The organism is Vibrio mimicus CAIM 602, from assembly GCF_000338875.1.
Taxonomy (GTDB): domain Bacteria; phylum Pseudomonadota; class Gammaproteobacteria; order Enterobacterales; family Vibrionaceae; genus Vibrio; species Vibrio mimicus.
Genome location: NZ_AOMO01000030.1, coordinates 1 through 18,843 on the forward strand (window position 1 = coordinate 1; position 18,843 = coordinate 18,843).

General features: G+C 46.4%; 15 protein-coding genes, 1 pseudogene, 1 riboswitch and 1 other annotated feature. Of the genes and pseudogenes, 13 read left to right on the forward strand and 3 right to left on the reverse strand.

Annotated features, from left to right (window positions below; all coding sequences use genetic code 11):
- The first annotated feature begins 291 nt into the window (after window positions 1–291).
- Window positions 292–1,596, forward strand: coding sequence for an inosine/guanosine kinase (locus D908_RS10040; protein WP_005524403.1), 1,305 nt, complete (start codon window positions 292–294; stop codon window positions 1,594–1,596).
- Between the two features lie 51 nt (window positions 1,597–1,647).
- Here the strand turns inward: D908_RS10040 and D908_RS10035 are convergent, their stop codons facing one another.
- On the reverse strand, window positions 1,648–2,055 hold the full coding sequence (locus D908_RS10035) for an H-NS family histone-like protein (RefSeq protein WP_001290198.1): 408 nt from the start codon (window positions 2,053–2,055) through the stop codon (window positions 1,648–1,650).
- A gap of 400 nt (window positions 2,056–2,455) precedes the next feature.
- A riboswitch (Lysine riboswitch) is annotated at window positions 2,456–2,638 on the forward strand.
- Window positions 2,639–2,753: 115 nt separating this feature from the next.
- Here D908_RS10035 and D908_RS10030 point away from each other — a divergent pair.
- The 9 genes from D908_RS10030 (at window position 2,754) to hisIE (ending at window position 11,873) form a co-directional block, all read left to right on the forward strand.
- Window positions 2,754–4,355: a Na+/H+ antiporter NhaC family protein gene (locus tag D908_RS10030; RefSeq protein WP_005524405.1), complete on the forward strand. Its 1,602-nt coding sequence runs from the start codon at window positions 2,754–2,756 to the stop codon at window positions 4,353–4,355.
- A 190-nt stretch (window positions 4,356–4,545) separates the two neighbouring features.
- Window positions 4,546–4,677, forward strand: a sequence feature (His leader region).
- Window positions 4,678–4,732: 55 nt separating this feature from the next.
- The gene (hisG, locus tag D908_RS10025) at window positions 4,733–5,629 is read left to right on the forward strand and encodes an ATP phosphoribosyltransferase (RefSeq protein WP_005524407.1); all 897 of its coding nucleotides are present in this window, start codon (window positions 4,733–4,735) and stop codon (window positions 5,627–5,629) included.
- A gap of 4 nt (window positions 5,630–5,633) precedes the next feature.
- Entirely contained in the window at window positions 5,634–6,929 is a 1,296-nt protein-coding gene (hisD, locus tag D908_RS10020) for a histidinol dehydrogenase (RefSeq protein ID WP_005524408.1), read from the forward strand.
- A gap of 3 nt (window positions 6,930–6,932) precedes the next feature.
- On the forward strand, window positions 6,933–7,973 hold the full coding sequence (gene hisC, locus D908_RS10015; RefSeq protein WP_005524410.1) for a histidinol-phosphate transaminase: 1,041 nt from the start codon (window positions 6,933–6,935) through the stop codon (window positions 7,971–7,973).
- 51 nt (window positions 7,974–8,024) lie between these two features.
- A complete protein-coding gene (gene hisB, locus D908_RS10010; protein ID WP_005524411.1) occupies window positions 8,025–9,098 on the forward strand; it encodes a bifunctional histidinol-phosphatase/imidazoleglycerol-phosphate dehydratase HisB in 1,074 nt (357 codons plus the stop codon).
- On the forward strand, window positions 9,098–9,709 hold the full coding sequence (gene hisH / locus D908_RS10005; protein WP_000193244.1) for an imidazole glycerol phosphate synthase subunit HisH: 612 nt from the start codon (window positions 9,098–9,100) through the stop codon (window positions 9,707–9,709). The genes hisB and hisH overlap by 1 nt, the downstream gene beginning before the upstream one ends.
- 42 nt (window positions 9,710–9,751) lie before the next feature.
- Entirely contained in the window at window positions 9,752–10,489 is a 738-nt protein-coding gene (hisA, locus tag D908_RS10000) for a 1-(5-phosphoribosyl)-5-[(5-phosphoribosylamino)methylideneamino]imidazole-4-carboxamide isomerase (RefSeq protein ID WP_000586510.1), read from the forward strand.
- Window positions 10,471–11,244, forward strand: coding sequence for an imidazole glycerol phosphate synthase subunit HisF (gene hisF, locus D908_RS09995; protein WP_000880139.1), 774 nt, complete (start codon window positions 10,471–10,473; stop codon window positions 11,242–11,244). Before hisA ends, hisF begins: the two co-directional genes overlap by 19 nt.
- Complete coding sequence (gene hisIE / locus D908_RS09990; RefSeq protein WP_005524412.1) at window positions 11,241–11,873, forward strand: bifunctional phosphoribosyl-AMP cyclohydrolase/phosphoribosyl-ATP diphosphatase HisIE; 633 nt, start codon at window positions 11,241–11,243, stop codon at window positions 11,871–11,873. The genes hisF and hisIE overlap by 4 nt, the downstream gene beginning before the upstream one ends.
- Before the next feature lie 202 nt (window positions 11,874–12,075).
- On the opposite strand, the gene rluE is transcribed toward hisIE, so the two are convergent.
- Entirely contained in the window at window positions 12,076–12,801 is a 726-nt protein-coding gene (gene rluE, locus D908_RS09985; RefSeq protein ID WP_005524413.1) for a 23S rRNA pseudouridine(2457) synthase RluE, read from the reverse strand.
- A gap of 308 nt (window positions 12,802–13,109) precedes the next feature.
- On the opposite strand from rluE, the pseudogene D908_RS0119350 reads away from it, so the two are divergent.
- A pseudogene (locus D908_RS0119350) lies at window positions 13,110–15,334 on the forward strand (NADP-dependent isocitrate dehydrogenase).
- 101 nt (window positions 15,335–15,435) lie between these two features.
- Here D908_RS0119350 and cspD read toward each other — a convergent pair.
- Complete coding sequence (cspD, locus tag D908_RS09980; RefSeq protein WP_000190602.1) at window positions 15,436–15,657, reverse strand: cold shock domain-containing protein CspD; 222 nt, start codon at window positions 15,655–15,657, stop codon at window positions 15,436–15,438.
- A 472-nt stretch (window positions 15,658–16,129) separates the two neighbouring features.
- On the opposite strand from cspD, the gene clpS reads away from it, so the two are divergent.
- Both clpS and clpA read left to right on the forward strand, forming a co-directional pair.
- Window positions 16,130–16,450, forward strand: a complete 321-nt coding sequence (gene clpS / locus D908_RS09975; protein ID WP_000041730.1) for an ATP-dependent Clp protease adapter ClpS — start codon at window positions 16,130–16,132, stop codon at window positions 16,448–16,450.
- 39 nt (window positions 16,451–16,489) lie between these two features.
- Entirely contained in the window at window positions 16,490–18,757 is a 2,268-nt protein-coding gene (gene clpA / locus D908_RS09970; protein WP_000932417.1) for an ATP-dependent Clp protease ATP-binding subunit ClpA, read from the forward strand.
- Window positions 18,758–18,843 lie beyond the last annotated feature (86 nt).

Consider the following 18,843-nt stretch of genomic DNA (forward strand, 5'->3'; position numbering starts at 1 on the left):
TGTTTGCACTGTGCTCTACAGACATCACTTATCTACCACTTGATGAACTTRGTACGGGGAGTTCTAACAGAAAGAATTTTTAGAGGACAGATCCGAGACGGTAATCACACTTCGTTGTGCCTTATCCAAATGTTGCTAAATCATTGAATCACTTGTGCTCCAAGCGCTAAAGATAGGGTGTGAAATAAAATCATTGCAATGCAAACGTTTGCTATTTTTTCCTTTGTTGCTGCACTAAAAGGTGCGCGGTAGAATCGGCGCTCCTTTCATCCCAGAACCCAAGTAACCCTTATGAAATTTCCTGGCCAACGCAAATCTAAGCATTATTTTCCGGTTCACGCGCGTGATCCTCTCGTGATTCAAGCGCAAGAAAATAAGAAGATGTCGCGCACTCATATTATCGGTATTGATCAAACGTTGGTGGATATTGAGGCCAAGGTGGATTCAGATTTGATCGAGCGTTATGGTCTGAGTAAGGGACACTCATTAGTGATCGATGATCAAGCTGCAGAAGCTTTATATAACGAATTAAAAGATCAGCGTTTAATTACTAATGAATATGCAGGTGGAACCATAGGAAATACGCTGCACAATTATTCAGTATTAGCTGATGACCGTTCAACACTGCTCGGTGTTATGAGCCAGGATATTAAGATTGGCAGCTACGGCTATCGCTACCTATGCAACACTTCTAGCCGTATGGATCTCAATTATTTACAAGGTGTAGAAGGTGCAATTGGCCGCTGTTTTGCTTTGATTACCGAAGATGGTGAACGCACTTTCGCGATCAGCGAAGGGCAGATGAACCAATTACGTCCAGAAAGTATTCCTGAAAAAATATTTACCAGTGCATCTGCATTAGTTATTACGGCTTATTTAGTACGTTGTAAAGAAGGCGACCCTATGCCTGAAGCAACGATGCGTGCAATTGAATATGCAAAAAAATATGATGTTCCAGTGGTATTAACTCTAGGTACCAAATTTGTTATTCAGGATGATCCTAAATTCTGGCAAGACTTTTTACGTGATCATGTCACTGTTGTTGCGATGAATGAAGATGAAGCATTAGCATTAACGGGAGAAAGCGATCCACTAGCGGCCTCTGATAAAGCATTGGATTGGGTAGATTTAGTGTTATGTACTGCTGGCCCTGTTGGTTTATTTATGGCTGGATATACAGAAGATTCAGCGAAGCGTGAAACCTCATTACCATTATTACCAGGTTCAGTTGCGGAATTTAACCGTTATGAATTTAGTCGACCAGCACGTAAAGAGAGTTGTATAAATCCTATCCGTGTTTATTCACATATTTCACCATATATGGGTGGCCCGGAGAAGATAAAAAATACTAATGGTGCAGGTGACGCAGCATTATCGGCCTTGTTGCATGATATGGCGGCAAATAAATACCACAAAGAAAATGTACCTAACTCAAGTAAGCATCAACATGAGTTTTTAACTTATTCCTCATTTTCTCAAGTTTGCAAATACTCTAATCGTGCGAGTTACGAAGTATTGGCTCAGCATTCTCCACGTCTTTCACGTGGTCTTCCTGAACGGGAAGATAGTCTTGAAGAAGCGTATTGGGAAAGATAATAAAAAGGCTCCTTCGGGAGCCTTTTTTGTATAGGTAATTTGCAATCTAAATTACAGAGCAAATTCTTCCAGAGACTTACCTTCATCCAGTGCTTTTTGGATCGCTGAAGGAGTACGGCCTTGGCCTGTCCAAGTCTTTTCTTCACCGTTGGTGTCGATGTACTTGTATTTCGCAGGGCGAGGAGCACGTTTGCCTTTTGCTTTAGTTTTAGTTTCGCCTGAAAGTGCAGAAATAAGCGCTTCTAGGTCAATACCATCTTTAGCAATTTGTTCAGCAATCGCTGCCAATTTTGCTTCTTGTTCTGCACGAGCTGCAATTTCTTCAGCTTCTGCTTCTTTACGCTCTTGAACTACGATAGTTAATTTATCTAAAGCTTCTTCAAGTTGCTCAATAGTCAGTTCACGCGCATAAGCACGTAGGCTACGAATATTTAATAAAGTCTTAGTGATTTCCGACATTACCATTTCCTGTTCACAATTTGGATAACGATTTAATAATAAACCTAGCTTATAATACTGACAAGTTTCCGGTGCAAATATTAAGTCAAAATAGTAAGAAAGTAAAAATATAAAAATAAATTAGATCTTTTTTTCTTAGTTTTTTGAAAAAACATCTGAGCATATAAAAGTAGCTGCACGAAACTTATCACACAGACAAATAATATTAGAAGCATATATCAAGAGTTGATGCGTTTTTATGAAATAAGTTTCTATCAAATGATTGTTATGTGAGCTGTGCCACTTGTTTTTCCTATCTATGCCTAGTTGCATTGATAATTTTGTTAAGTAGAATATCTCTCACCTAATGCGAAAAACGTCCGAAACTGAACCAAATGAGTTGGTCGGTTAGGGTAAATTTTTTCGCCGTAGAGGAGCGGTTACGAAGAGTATCCACAATTGGGGTGATGCCAATGAGTTGTGGGGAAAGGCGTTGTCGCCGAAGTCAACTTGCCGATCAAAGCAGTTGGCTGGGGTTGCATCAAACAGGTGTAACACTGCCATAGTCTATATTGTTGTTAAACTATGGAGCGCTACTGTAGGGTTGGGTGAAGTGTTCGCTTCCCTTTCGCTTAGTTCAACATAAATTAAGTTGACATGAAGTCGCTTAGTTTGTCTGCAGTAGATCTCTAACCATTTTTTACTGGTTTAGGAAGATCATGAATTTAATCGATTTTGCTTCTTCGCCACTCTCAGTTTTACCACCGTTAGTGGCATTGAGCTTGGCTATCGTTACTCGCCGTGTATTACTTTCTCTTGGTGTGGGTATTTTCTTAGGTGCTTTACTGTTGGCTGATTATTCTGTCGGTCAATCTGTGCAATATATTGCAACCCAAGTTGGCAGTGTGTTTGTTAAAGAAGGTGCCATTAATGCTTGGAATATGAGCATTGTGGGTTTCTTACTTTTACTTGGCATGATGACAGCGTTGTTGACTCTGTCTGGCGGCACTCGCGCTTTTGCTCAATGGGCCCAGATTCGGGTGAAAAGCAAACGTGGCTCAAAACTGTTAGCGGCATTTTTAGGCGTATTCATTTTTGTTGACGACTATTTTAATAGCCTAGCCGTAGGGTCTATTGCCCGTCCTGTGACTGATCGCTTTTACGTTTCTCGCGCTAAGCTGGCCTACATTCTGGATTCAACAGCCGCTCCAATGTGTGTTGTGATGCCAGCATCAAGCTGGGGCGCTTATATCATGACCATCATCGGCGGGATTTTGGTATCGCATGGCATTGAGGAGTATTCAGCATTAGGCGCTTATCTACGTTTAGTGCCGATGAACTTCTACGCGATTTTTGCTTTGTTGATGGTGTTTGCTGTGGTGTGGTTCCAAATGGATATCGGCCAAATGCGCAAACATGAGATTGCAGCTTCTCAAGGGCGAGGCTTTGAAGAAGATTCAAGCACGGATACCAAAGAAGCGCATGAACTGAATGAAGAGCTCGACATTCATGAAAGTGAACGTGGTACCGTTTTAGATTTGGTTTTGCCTATTGTTTTCCTTGTTGTCGCAACAATTAGCGCCATGATTTGGACTGGTGCCAATGCGTTAGCTGAAAGCGGCCAATCGTTTAATATTCTCGGTGCTTTTGAAAATACCAATGTCGGTAACTCACTGGTTTATGGTGGTTTAGTCGGTTTGGCCATGGCGTTTGTGACCGTGCTACGCCAAAAGCTAGCGGTAACAGAGATTGCAAACACGCTGTGGATTGGCGCGAAATCTATGTTTGGTGCGATTTTAATCCTGATTTTTGCGTGGACGATCGGTTCTGTAATTGGCGACATGAAAACCGGTGCGTATCTCTCTTCACTGGTACAAGGCAATATTGATCCACATTGGCTTCCTGTGATTCTGTTTGTTCTGTCAGGTGCAATGGCATTCTCGACAGGTACTTCATGGGGCACTTTTGGCATTATGCTGCCGATTGCGGGTGACATGGCGGGAGCAACCGATATTGCTCTCATGCTGCCAATGCTTGGTGCAGTGCTTGCTGGTTCAGTATTTGGTGACCACTGCTCGCCGATTTCCGATACCACCATCCTGTCATCGACAGGTGCGCGCTGTCACCACATTGACCACGTTGCAACACAGCTGCCGTATGCATTAGCAGTCGCATTCGTTTCTGCCATTGGGTATGTAGTGTTGGGTATTTTCGCTTCTTTGTGGCTTGCGTTGGCAGCAGCATCAGTATCTTTCGTGGTGGTGTGCATAATTTTTGCAGCTCTATCCAAAGCTAAAGTAGGGAAGCAAGTGTCTGTGTGACACAGAGCATCTTAACTGATTGAATGGAGGTCTTTGGACCTCCTTTTTTGTGTTCAAAAAAGTTGTCATGAAAAAATAACCAGAAAAGTATCAATTTGTGGTTGAAAAAAAAAACTCAGCTTGGTTAGTGTGAACGAAGTTCTCAAAAAGATAGAAAGTAACTAAGTATGCGTAATTTCGTAATGAACATTCATCACCATCATCATCCTAAGGTGTCTTTCGGGAGATGTACGCATACCCGGGGGACAGGAATCTCCCGGAGTTGAAATCAGAGCCATAAAAAGATTCTAACCCTCGGGAGACCAAACTCTCGAGGGTTTTTCGTTTTAGGCTTTGAAAAAATTAATAAATTCAACAAATTGCAAAGGAAGAATGGCATGCAAACACAACGACTGAGAATCGCGGTACAGAAGAAAGGCCGCCTGAGCCAAGAGTGTCAGGAACTGCTGAAAAAATGCGGTGTGAAATTCAACATCATGGGGGAGCGTTTAGTGGTTCATTCACTCAACATGCCAATCGACCTGTTGTTGGTTCGTGATGATGACATTCCTGGGCTGATCATGGATGGAGTAGTGGATTTAGGTTTTGTCGGTGAAAACGTACTTGAAGAAGCGCGTTTAGATCGCCTAGCGCTCAATCAACGCAACGAATTCACTACACTGCGTCGTATGGATTTTGGTGGTTGCCGTTTGTCGATTGCTATTGAAAAAGATGCACAGTACCTCGGCCCTCAGGATTTGAATGGCAAGCGCATTGCCACCACCTATCCACAACTGCTTAAAGCCTATATGAATCGCCAGGGCGTGGATTTCAGTACCTGTATGTTGACGGGGTCAGTTGAAGTTGCACCGCGCGCAGGTTTGGCAGATGCGATTGCGGATCTCGTCTCCACTGGCGCGACCTTGGAAGCTAACGGTCTCAAAGAAGTGGAAGTGATTTTTGAATCCAAAGCGACTCTTATTCAACGCCCAGGGGCTTTTGCTGCCGATAAAGCCGCGCTGATCGATAAACTCCTCACTCGCATGCACGGTGTGCAACAAGCGAAAGAATCCAAATACATCATGCTGCACGCACCGGTAGAAAAATTGGCTCAAATCAAAACCTTGTTGCCCGGAGCGGAAGACCCAACTGTGTTGCCTTTGTCAGCAGACAAATCCAAAGTGGCGGTTCACATGGTGAGTTCAGAAAACCTGTTTTGGGAAACCATGGAACAGCTGAAAGCCCTCGGTGCTAGCTCAATTCTGGTATTACCGATTGAAAAAATGATGGAGTAAGGCGATGAGAACCGTTGTTTGGCAATCGTTGAGTGAAGCTCAGCAAGAATCGATTTTAGAACGCCCTGCTATTACTGAAGGGGCAAACATCACCGCCGCAGTTGCACAAGTGATTGCGAAAGTGCGCAGTGAGGGTGATGCAGCACTGTTTGAATTAACTGAAAAATTTGATCGCGTAAAACCTGCTTCACTGCGTGTTTCTCGTGAAGAAATGGATGCCGCGGCCGCACGTTTGTCGGAAACGATGAAACAGGCACTTGAACAGGCTTACAACAACATCAGCAAATTCCACAAGGCACAAAAAGCGCAGCCAATCAAAGTGGAAACCATGCCCGGAGTGGTGTGTGAACAAGTGACTCGCCCGATCAATAAAGTGGGTCTGTATATTCCGGGTGGTAGCGCGCCGCTACCATCAACCGTGCTAATGCTTGGTGTGCCTGCACAAATTGCAGGCTGCCGTAAAGTGGTGCTTTGCTCACCGCCCCCGATTGCTGATGAAATTCTCTACGTCGCTAAACTGTGTAACATCGATGAGGTGTACAACTTAGGGGGCGGTCAAGCGATCGCCGCTATGGCTTATGGCACGGAAACGGTCACTAAAGTCGACAAAATTTTTGGCCCCGGGAACGCCTATGTGACGGAAGCAAAACGCCAAGTGAGTAACGATTTCCGCGGCGCAGCGATTGATATGCCAGCTGGCCCATCTGAAGTATTGGTGATTGCCGATGAGACGGCGGATGCCGATTTTATTGCCGCCGATCTACTCAGTCAGGCGGAGCACGGCCCAGATTCACAGGTGGTGCTGGTGACGCCATCTCCTGTGTTAGCCGATCAAGTGACGGACGCGGTACAACAGCAGCTTAAAGTGCTGTCGCGCGCCAGTATTGCTGAAAAAGCTTTGGCTTCCAGTCTGATCATTATTGCTGAATCACTCACCCAAGCGGTGTCAATTTCTAACTACTACGGCCCTGAGCACTTGATTGTGCAGACGCGCAACCCGCGTGAGTTGGTTCCACTGCTCGATAACGCCGGCTCCATTTTCCTTGGCGACTGGTCACCCGAATCGGTAGGCGATTACGCTTCTGGTACCAACCATGTGTTGCCGACTTACGGTTACACCCGCACTTATTCCAGCTTAGGTTTGGCTGATTTCAGCAAACGCATGACAGTGCAAGAGCTGACAGCCGATGGCTTGCAATTGCTCGCGCCAACTGTGGTAACGATGGCGGAAGCGGAAGGGTTAGACGCGCATAAACGTGCGGTTACGATTCGAGTAGAAAAATTACAGAAGGCTCAATAAATTATGGAAAAACTGGCTCGTCAACAAATTCAGGCGTTAACCCCATACCTTTCTGCGCGTCGTATTGGTGGTAGTGGTGATGTTTGGCTCAATGCCAACGAATCGCCTTTCAATAACGAATACAAAACCGATTTTGCGCGCCTTAATCGTTACAGTGATTGCCAACCTAAGGCGATGATCCAAGCTTACGCTAATTACGCTGGAGTACAGCCGGAGCAAGTGCTGACTTCGCGCGGCGCGGATGAAGGGATTGAGCTTTTGATCCGTGCTTTCTGCGAACCCAATCAGGACGCGATTCTGTTTTGCCCTCCAACCTATGGCATGTACGCGATCAGTGCAGAAACCTTTGGTGTTGAGCGCAAAAAAGTGCCGTTGACGGTCGATTGGCAACTCGATTTACCGAGCATCGAAGCCAATCTGGATCGCGTCAAATTGGTGTTTGTGTGTAGCCCCAATAACCCGACCGGGAACTTGGTGAAACGTGCCGACATCATCAAACTGCTTGAGATGACCAAAGATCGCGCCATTGTGGTGATGGATGAAGCCTACATCGATTTCTGCCCAGAAGCGTCGACGGTTGATTTGCTCGCCCAATATCCGAACTTGGCGATTCTACGCACGCTATCTAAAGCCTTTGCTTTGGCGGGGCTACGTTGTGGCTTCACGCTTGCCAATGCTGAACTCATCAATGTACTGCTCAAAGTAATTGCACCCTATCCGGTGCCGGTTCCTGTCGCTGAAATCGCGGTGCAAGCCTTGTCTGAAGCAGGTCTAGCTCGCGCGAAATACCAAGTGCTGGATCTCGGCGCGAATCGAGCTTACCTACAAGTGGGGCTTTCTATGGTTCCGGGAGTGCAGGTCTTTGAAGGATGGGGTAACTACCTGTTGGTGAAATTTCCTGATGGCAATGCGCTATTTAAAGCAGCGTGGGAACACGGAATTATTTTGCGTAATTCGCCGATTGAAAATTGTGTGCGCATTAGTGTTGGCAATCGCGAAGAGTGTGAAAAAACCGTCGCGTTCATTCGTAACTACTACCAGTAATTTTGTTTACAGCAGCTCGCAGTGCGGGCTGCTGATGAAAAGGACATTCTTGTGAGCAAACAACAAAAAATTCTTTTTATCGACCGCGACGGCACCTTAATTGTTGAGCCGCCAGTGGATTTCCAAGTCGACCGTTTAGATAAACTCAAACTTGAGCCTTATGTGATCCCAAGCCTGCTCAAGCTACAAGAGGCGGGCTATCGCTTAGTGATGGTGACCAATCAGGATGGTTTAGGTACTTCAAGCTACCCGCAAGCGGATTTCGATGCGCCACATGACATGATGATGGACATTTTTGAATCGCAAGGCGTTAAGTTTGATGATGTGCTGATTTGCCCGCACTTTGAACGTGATAACTGCTCGTGCCGCAAACCGAAACTTGGCTTGGTCAAAGAGTATCTGCAAGGTGGCAAAGTCGATTTCAAATCGTCAGCCGTGATTGGCGATCGCATGACCGATCTGCAACTGGCGGAAAATATGGCGATTCGCGGTATTCAATACCACCCACAAACCATGGGGTGGCTGGATATCGTTAAAGATCTCACCACCAAGCCACGTGTTGCCCAAGTGGTGCGTAAAACCAAAGAGACTGATATTCAGGTTCTTGTCAATCTTGACCAAACTGGCGGCAACCAAATTGAAACGGGTTTGGGCTTTTTTGATCACATGCTGGATCAAATCGCGACCCACGGTGGTTTCCAACTGCAACTGAAAGTGGTGGGCGATCTGCACATTGATGATCACCACACAGTGGAAGATACCGCATTGGCACTAGGGCAAGCACTGCGTGAAGCACTGGGTGACAAACGTGGTATTGGACGCTTTGGTTTCACATTGCCGATGGATGAGTGTTTGGCACAGTGCGCGTTGGATCTCTCGGGCCGTCCGTATCTGAAATTTGATGCGAGCTTTAGTCGCCCGCAAGTGGGCGATCTGTCGACTGAGATGGTGTATCACTTCTTCCGCTCATTGACCGATACCTTGGCGTGCACTCTGCACCTCTCATCCAGTGGCGACAATGATCACCACATCATTGAGAGCCTGTTTAAAGCGTTTGGGCGTACGCTGCGTCAAGCTATCACGGTGCAAGGTAATGATTTGCCGAGCAGTAAAGGGGTACTTTGATGACTCAGAATGTAGTGATTATTGATACCGGCTGCGCCAATATCTCCTCAGTCAAATTCGCCATTGAGCGATTAGGCTATGCGGTGACGATTTCGCGCGATCCGCAAGTGGTGCTTGCAGCTGACAAACTGTTTTTGCCCGGCGTTGGTACCGCGAGCGAAGCGATGAAAAACCTCACCGAGCGCGATTTGATCGAGCTAGTGAAACGGGTTGAAAAACCATTGCTTGGGATCTGTCTTGGCATGCAACTGCTTGGCAAATTGTCCGAAGAGAAAGGCCAGAAAGCCGATGACATTGTACAGTGCTTAGGGTTAGTCGATGGCGAAGTCCGTTTGATGCAAACTGGCGATCTGCCGTTGCCACACATGGGCTGGAACACGGTACAGGTCAAAGAGGGGCATCCGCTGTTTAACGGTATTGAACCTGATGCGTACTTCTACTTCGTGCACAGCTTTGCCATGCCTGTTGGCGATTACACTATTGCCCAGTGCGAGTATGGTCAGGCGTTCAGCGCAGCGATTCAAGCGGGGAACTATTACGGGGTGCAATTTCACCCTGAGCGCTCTTCAAAAGCGGGCGCTCGCTTGATTCAAAACTTTCTTGAGCTTTAGGGACAAGTGCTGGTGAAGGCTGGCGCAATACAAGGAACAACAATGATTATTCCCGCATTAGATTTGATTGAAGGTCAGGTTGTGCGTCTGTATCAAGGTGATTACGGACAAGTGACCGAATATAAAGTAGACCCAGCGGAGCAGTTTAATTTGTACCACCAAGCTGGGGCAGGTTGGTTGCACTTAGTGGATTTAACTGGCGCGAAAAATACCGCAGCACGCCAACTGGATTTGATTGCCCGCCTGCTCGCGAGCACACCCGCCAATATTCAAATTGGTGGTGGAGTACGCAGTGAACAAGACGTGGTGGATCTGCTTGAAGCTGGCGCACAGCGCGTGGTGGTTGGCTCTACGGCGGTTAAACAGTCGCAACTGGTAAAAAGCTGGATGGAAAAATACGGTGCTGAGAAAATTGTTTTGGCGTTGGACATCAACATTGATGAGCAGGGTACGCGCAAAGTGGCGATTTCCGGCTGGCAGGAAGATTCCGGTGTGACGATCGAAGCTTTGATTGATGACTACTTAACGGTTGGCTTAAAGCACGTACTGTGTACCGATATTTCCCGAGATGGCACGCTAGCTGGCTCGAATGTTGAGCTGTATCGCGATCTCTGTCGTCAATATCCGCAAGTGCAGTTTCAATCGTCCGGTGGCATTGGTTCACTCGCCGATATCGAGGCACTGAAAGGCACAGGCGTTGCGGGTGTGATTGTCGGGCGCGCTCTATTAGATGGAAAATTTACTGCGCAGGAGGCATTCGCATGTTGGCAAAACGGATAATTCCTTGTCTGGATGTACGTGATGGACAGGTAGTGAAAGGTGTTCAGTTTCGTAACCACGAAATCATTGGTGACATTGTGCCACTGGCCAAACGTTACGCCGAAGAAGGCGCGGATGAACTGGTGTTTTACGATATTACCGCTTCTAGTGATGGCCGCGTGGTCGATAAAAGCTGGGTCGCGAGAGTAGCGGAAGTGATCGACATTCCTTTCTGTGTCGCGGGTGGGATCAAATCGGCGCAAGATGCGGCGAAAATCTTGGAATTTGGTGCAGATAAAGTCTCGATTAACTCGCCTGCACTGGCGAATCCACAACTGATCACCGATCTTGCGGATCGCTTTGGCGTGCAATGCATAGTAGTTGGCATCGACTCTTATTTCGATAAAGAGACTGGTCAATATCAGGTTTATCAGTTTACCGGTGATGAAAGCCGCACCCGTGCCACGCAGTGGCAGACTTGCGATTGGGTGCAAGAGGTGCAAAAGCGCGGCGCTGGGGAAATTGTACTGAACATGATGAACCAAGATGGTGTGCGCAATGGTTATGATCTTGAGCAGCTCAATTTAGTGCGCTCGGTGTGCCGAGTTCCGCTGATCGCCTCCGGTGGTGCAGGCGCGATGGAACATTTCGCGCAAGCCTTTACTCAAGCGAACGTCGATGGTGCCTTAGCCGCTTCGGTTTTTCACAAACAGATCATCAATATCGGTGAACTCAAGCAGTATCTAAAACAACAAGGAATTGAGGTGAGACGATGAATCCAGCAAGCTCATTTGCCACGCTAACCGATCGTATTGATTGGCAGAAAGTCGATGGACTCGTGCCAGCCATTGTGCAGGATTTTCAGTCCAGCCAAGTCTTAATGATGGGGTATATGAACCCTGAGGCGTTACAAAAAACCCTCGATACTCAACAAGTGACCTTTTTCTCGCGCAGCAAACAGCGTTTGTGGACTAAGGGGGAAACCTCAGGTCATGTGTTGCAACTGAAAAACATCGCGCTGGATTGTGACCAAGATACACTACTGGTGAAAGTGAACCCGATTGGCCCAACCTGCCACACTGGCACCGTGACTTGTTGGGATGGTGATGCACAAGAAGAGTCACAAATGGTTTGGCTTCATCAGTTGGAACAGCTGTTGGCAGCGCGCAAAAATGCTGATCCCAGTTCTTCTTACACGGCCTCTTTGTATGCGCGTGGCACCAAACGCATTGCGCAGAAAGTGGGTGAAGAAGGGGTTGAAGTCGCGTTGGCGGCGACGGCAGGGGATAAGGAGGAGCTGATTTGCGAATCCGCCGACTTGATGTACCACTTGCTAGTGTTGCTGCAAGAGCAAGGCTTAGCCATGAATGATGTGATCAATAAGCTTAAAGAACGCCATAAGTAATTGGTAGAAGAGTTTATCCAATCCAACAATAACGCCCCATTATTGGGGCGTTATAGCCTTCCTACTTAAAGCTGCAGCGGTGTTGGCTGCATTCATTCACCCCAATCACATAGTGTATCTATGCTCATGGGGATTCACTCATTTCCCGCCTACCTGCAACTCCAAGTGGTTTGGCTGTATATATCGGTTATTAATCAGAGTGTTAAAGAGTCACTTCACGCCACTCGCCGGGCTGCAAATCACCCAAGTTCCAATCGCCCATGGAGTAACGAATTAAACGTAGAGTCGGGAAACCGATGTGCGCAGTCATGCGTCGCACTTGGCGATTACGCCCTTCCATCAAGGTAATGGCTAACCATGTGGTAGGAATCGCAGCGCGAAAACGCACCGGGGGATTGCGTGGCCATAGCTCTGGCTCGGACATGATGTCTACTTTCGCCGGTAAAGTCGGGCCATCTTTTAAGGTCACTCCGTGGCGCAATGCCTCAAGGTCGCTCTCTTGTGGTACTCCTTCAACTTGCACCCAGTAGGTTTTTGGCGCTTTGGATTGAGGCTGAGTCAGTCTGGCCTGCAAAATCCCATCATTGGTTAAAATGAGTAGTCCTTCACTATCACGATCCAAACGGCCTGCTGCGTAGACATCCTTAATTGGGATGTAGTCGGCCAAGGTTTTTCTTCCGTCCCCATCGGTAAATTGGCTTAAAGTGTCATAAGGTTTATTAAACAGGACCACTTTACGCTCACTGGGTGAAATCGCGCGTTTGGGTGAGGTGATGTCGTTAGACGTAGCTCTTTTCTTGGCTGAGAAGCTTTTCTTGCCCGATGTGGTATGAGGGCGAGCGGTGTTTTTTGTCGTCCTCTGTTTAAAATGCGACTTTCGTTGAGCAGGGGAAGAAGAGGCGGTGTCGCTGGGTGAGCGAGATGACATGTTAAGCACCTTGCAAAAATGTAAATAAACTGTGTTTGAAAGTTTTCCGCAGGGGCGATATCGGCTATCATTTGCGCGCCCTGGAAAAGGTTTAGCGAACAAGATAATAGACTATTGTCTTCAATTTGTTTAATTATAAATACCTTCACTCAGGACGAGCTCGAAGGCGGCTCAACGTCATTCGAACACAGGATTTGCAAGAGTGAGAAGATCGTACTCAGGTTGAGGGGATGTCGCCGACTTGAGAACGGACAGTCACACAGTGTCATTGCATCCGATGGTGCTGTTAGAACAGATAGGGAAAGTTCATGCCTACAAATAAACCTACAATTATTTATACCATCACTGACGAAGCCCCGGCATTAGCCACGTATTCATTACTTCCAATTATTCAATCATTTACTGCTTCTTCAGGCATTGACGTAGAAACACGCGATATTTCATTAGCTGGTCGTATTCTGGCTAATTTCCCTGAGCATTTGACCGAAGAACAACGTATCGGTGATGCGTTAACCGAACTGGGTGAACTGGCGCAAACGCCAGAAGCCAACATCATCAAACTGCCCAATATTTCAGCTTCTATTCCACAGCTCAAAGCGGCAATTAAAGAACTGCAAGACAAAGGCTACGCACTGCCAAATTACCCAGAAGAACCAAGCAGCTACGAAGAAGAAGCGATCAAAGCGACTTATGACAAGATCAAGGGCAGTGCGGTAAACCCAGTTTTACGTGAAGGTAACTCAGATCGTCGTGCACCCGCATCGGTGAAAAACTACGCCAAGAAAAACCCGCACTCAATGGGCGCTTGGAGTAAGGATTCTAAATCTCATGTTGCGAGCATGAATGATAAAGATTTCTTTGGTAGTGAAAAGTCAGTCACGGTCAGTGGTGCAACTAAAGTTGCGATTGAGTTTGTGGGTAAAGATGGTGCGGTGAAAGTGCTGAAAAAGCCATTTGCGCTGCAAGATAAAGAAATCATCGATACCAGCGTGATGAGCAAAAAAGCGCTGATTGCTTTCTTTGAAAAAGAAATCGCGGATGCGAAAGCACAAGACGTGCTGTTCTCACTGCACATGAAAGCGACCATGATGAAAGTCTCGGATCCGTGATCTTCGGTCATGCGGTGAAGGTGTACTACAAAGCGGTTTTTGATAAGTATGGCCAACTGTTCGATCAACTGGGTGTGGACGTCAATAACGGCTTAGGTGATGTTTACGCGAAAATTCAATCGCTACCAGAAGCGCAACGCGCAGAGATTGAGGCGGCGATTCAAGCAGTGTATGCCACTCAACCTCCTCTAGCTATGGTGGACTCTGATCGCGGCATTACCAACCTGCATGTACCAAGCGATGTGATTGTCGATGCGTCAATGCCAGCGATGATCCGCACTTCTGGCCAAATGTGGGGCCCAGATGGTAAGCAGAAAGATACCAAAGCGACGATTCCAGATCGCTGCTACGCGGGTGTTTATCAAACTGTTATCGATTTCTGTAAACAGAACGGCGCATTTGATCCAACCACAATGGGCAGTGTGCCAAACGTTGGCTTGATGGCGCAAAAAGCAGAAGAATACGGCTCACACGATAAGACCTTTATTCTTGATGCTGAAGGTGTCGTGCGTGTGATTGATGAAGCGGGTAAAGTGCTGCTGGAGCAAACTGTCGAAGCTGGCGATATCTTCCGTATGTGTCAGGTAAAAGATGCCCCTATCCAAGATTGGGTAAAACTGGCAGTGACTCGTGCTCGTGCTTCAGGCACACCAGCAGTATTCTGGCTTGATCCAGAGCGTGCACATGATGCGGAACTGATCAAGAAAGTGAATCAGTATCTACCAAATCACGATACATCAGGCTTGGAAATCAAGATTCTGTCACCAGTTGAAGCAACACAATACTCACTTGTGCGTATGAAGGCAGGACAAGATACCATTTCCGTAACGGGCAACGTGCTGCGTGATTACTTGACTGACTTATTCCCAATCCTTGAGTTGGGTACTTCAGCTAAAATGCTTTCCATCGTTCCACTGATGAATGGCGGTGGCTTGTTTGAAACGGGCGCGGGCGGTTCTGCACCGAAACACGTTCAGCAAGTACAAAAAGAGAACCACTTGCGTTGGGATTCACTGGGTGAGTTTTTGGCGTTGGCCGCTTCTTTGGAACATCTGAGTGTGGTTACTGGCAATCGCAAAGCGCAAGTGTTGGCAGATGCCCTAGACAAAGCGACTGGTAAGTTCCTCGATATGAACAAATCGCCTTCACGTCGTGTGGGTGAAATCGACAACCGTGGTAGCCATTTCTATCTTGCGACTTACTGGGCACAAGCGCTGGCTGAACAAACGGCAGATGCTGATCTAGCGGCTGAATTTGCTCCAATTGCAAAACAGTTGGAAGAAAAAGAAGCACAGATTGTTGCTGAGCTTAATGGTGCACAAGGTAAGCCTGCTGATTTAGGTGGTTATTATGCGCCTGAATTTGCTAAAGCATCTCAGCTAATGCGTCCTAGCGCGACATTTAACGCTGTGATTGACCGTTAATTTGTACATACGCTAGCCTAAAACAAAACCCGCCAAAATTGGCGGGTTTCTATTTTTGTGCTGATCAAAATTGAAGCACAATTGGTGTGGCAGTTAACCTATTATTTAGCTAGTTGTCCCTCGATCGGCACAACGCAGCTGGCATGGTATCCCTTAGGTCCTTGCTCCACCTGATAAGAAACCTGTTGACCGGCTTTGAGTGTACGGTATCCGTCCATTTGAATGGTTGAGTAATGAGCGAAAATATCTCCGTCTTCACCTTCTGGGCAAATAAAACCGAAGCCTTTGGCATTATTAAACCATTTCACTGTACCTGTAGCCATGCTATACATCCCTCATGCATTTTATAACTGATGTTTTAAGAGAAACTTCATTGTGTTAAATGACGTTGATGAGTTCTCAAAAGTGAATAGCGATTCAGCCTATGCTTAACGTTAGTCACTAATTGACCAATTTAGACGATGATTGAACGCAGTCAATAGGACTAACGTATAAAAGCACACAGTTTTATATGAAAACTCAATTTTGCAATTGCAATTATATGAATTTGTCATTTGCAAATCGCGAAGCAAATTATAAGTAAGATTGCATATTGGTGCTGTTAAATTAAGCAATCGCGTCATTCGTGATCGTCATTCGCAATGTTTTATTTGCAGCGTTACAATTGCTGCATTAGTCTCTAAGTAAGGGGCGAAATTCGTTGAAGTGCGAATTTAATAAGCGAGTCCAAATGGCTAGTTTTACAGCACTTTATAGTTGAATTCTCTGTAAGAAGTCCTCAAATACTGAAGTGTCATGAGTAAAAATTTTGAATGGATCTCTCCAGACCTTGATTTGCTGGAGAAAGAAAAAACGGCAGTTAAGCCACCATCCATGTACCACGTTGTATTAAACAATGATGATTACACGCCGATGGACTTTGTAATTGAGATTCTTGAGCGCTTTTTCTCTATGGATATTGAGAGGGCGACACAAGTGATGCTCAAAGTGCATTACGAAGGAAAAGCAATATGTGGCACGTTTACTGCAGAAGTTGCAGAGACGAAAGTCGCTCAAGTTACGATGTACTCAAGGGAAAATGAGCATCCACTCTTGTGCACGATGGAGCAGGCATAACGTCTGCCAAACAACGTGGTTGTTCCTTAAGGAGGCCTTATGCTTAACAAAGAATTAGAGTCGAGTCTAAACGGCGCGTTCGCTCGGGCGCGAGACAAAAGACATGAATTTATGACCGTCGAGCACCTCCTACTTGCATTGTTGGAAAACGATGCAGCGCGGGAAGCCCTGTTAGCCTGTCAAGCCGATATCGATGTATTGCGTCGTGAACTGGACACCTTCATTGACCAGACAACGCCACTCATCCCCAAAAACGATGAAACCCGTGAGACTCAACCAACGCTGAGCTTCCAACGCGTGTTACAACGTGCAGTATTTCATGTGCAATCTTCTGGCCGTAGTGAAGTCACAGGGGCTAACGTGCTTGTCGCGATTTTCAGTGAGCAAGAGTCGCATGCGGCTTATCTGCTCAAGAAAAACGACATTAGCCGCTTGGATATTGTTAACTTTATTTCCCACGGCATCACCAAAGCCTCTAATCAAAACGAAGATTCTTCCTCAGACTCGTTTGGTAACGATAGTTCTGAAGAAGTGAGTGCAGATGAACGCTTAGAGAGCTTTGCAACTAACTTGAACCAACTTGCCAAACAAGGTCAGATTGACCCTCTTATTGGCCGTGATAAAGAGTTGGAACGCACTATTCAAGTACTTTGTCGCCGCCGTAAAAATAACCCACTGTTGGTGGGTGAAGCTGGCGTGGGTAAAACTGCGATTGCTGAAGGGCTGGCTTGGAGAATTGTGGAAGGCAACGTGCCTGAAGTGATTCAACGCAGTGTGATTTATTCTCTCGATATTGGCTCGTTGTTAGCGGGTACAAAATATCGCGGTGACTTTGAGAAACGTTTTAAATCGATTCTCAAACAACTCGAAAAAGAAAAAGATGCGATTCTGTTTATCGATGAAATTCATACCATCATCGGTGCAGGTGCTGCATCCGGTGGTCAAGTTGATGCGGCGAATCTGATTAAGCCTCTGCTCAGTAGCGGTAAACTGCGTTGTATTGGTTCCACCACGTATCAAGAATACAGCAACATCTTTGAGAAAGAGCGAGCACTCTCTCGACGTTTCCAAAAGATTGATATTGTTGAGCCTTCGCTTGATGACACCACCAAAATTTTGATGGGCTTAAAAACTAAGTACGAAGCTCACCACGATGTGCGATACACCAATAAAGCGCTGCGTGCTGCGGTTGAGCTTTCAGCGAAATACATCAATGAGCGTCATCTGCCAGATAAAGCAATTGACGTGATTGACGAAGCAGGCGCACGTGCTCGTTTGATGCCAGCGAGCCGTCGTAAGAAAACCGTCGGCGTGGCTGAAATTGAATCCATGGTAGCGAAAATGGCGCGTATTCCTGAAAAATCGGTTTCTTCGTCCGATAAAGACATCCTGAAAAATCTGGATAAGCAGATGAAGATGTTGGTATTCGGACAAGATACAGCGATCGATGTGCTAACCGAATCCATCAAACTGACTCGTGCAGGATTGGGCGCGGAGCATAAACCAGTGGGTTCATTCCTGTTTGCTGGCCCGACAGGGGTTGGGAAAACAGAAGTGACACTGCAGCTTTCAAAACTGCTAGGCATAGAGCTACTGCGTTTTGATATGTCTGAGTATGGTGAACGCCACTCTGTAAGCCGTTTGATTGGTGCACCTCCGGGTTATGTTGGTTATGACCAAGGTGGTTTGCTGACTGATGCCGTTATCAAGCATCCTCACTCAGTGGTTTTACTGGATGAGATCGAAAAAGCCCACCCCGATATCTTTAACTTGCTACTGCAAGTGATGGATAACGGTACGCTGACGGATAACAACGGCCGTAAAGCCGATTTCCGCAACGTTATCTTAGTGATGACGACCAACGCGGGTGTTGCGGAAACAGTGAAAAAGTCGATTGGTTTGATCCAACAAGATAATAGCCATGATGCAATGTCGGAGATCAAAAAGGTATTTACGCCTGAGTTCCGCAACCGTCTTGACCATATTATTTGGTTCAACAGCTTGGATGAGCGTGTGATTCATCAAGTAGTTGATAAGTTCATTGTGGAGCTGCAAGCCCAATTGGATGCCCGCGGCGTTTCTCTGGAAGTTTCAGAAGATGCTCGTCACTGGTTAGCGGTGAAAGGCTACGATAGAGAAATGGGTGCTCGTCCGATGGGACGTGTAATCCAAGAGCAATTGAAGAAACCTCTGGCTAATGAGCTGCTGTTTGGTTCACTAGTGAATGGCGGAACGGTAAAAGTTTCATTGAGTGATGACAGACTCGCTTTCGAGTATTTCGCGACTCGTGAAGAGGTTGTTCACTAACACATATAAGTGTTTCGTGAAAAATACAAAAGGCACCGTAAGGTGCCTTTTTAATGCGCTGTGTGTATTGCGTTTATCTTGCTTCG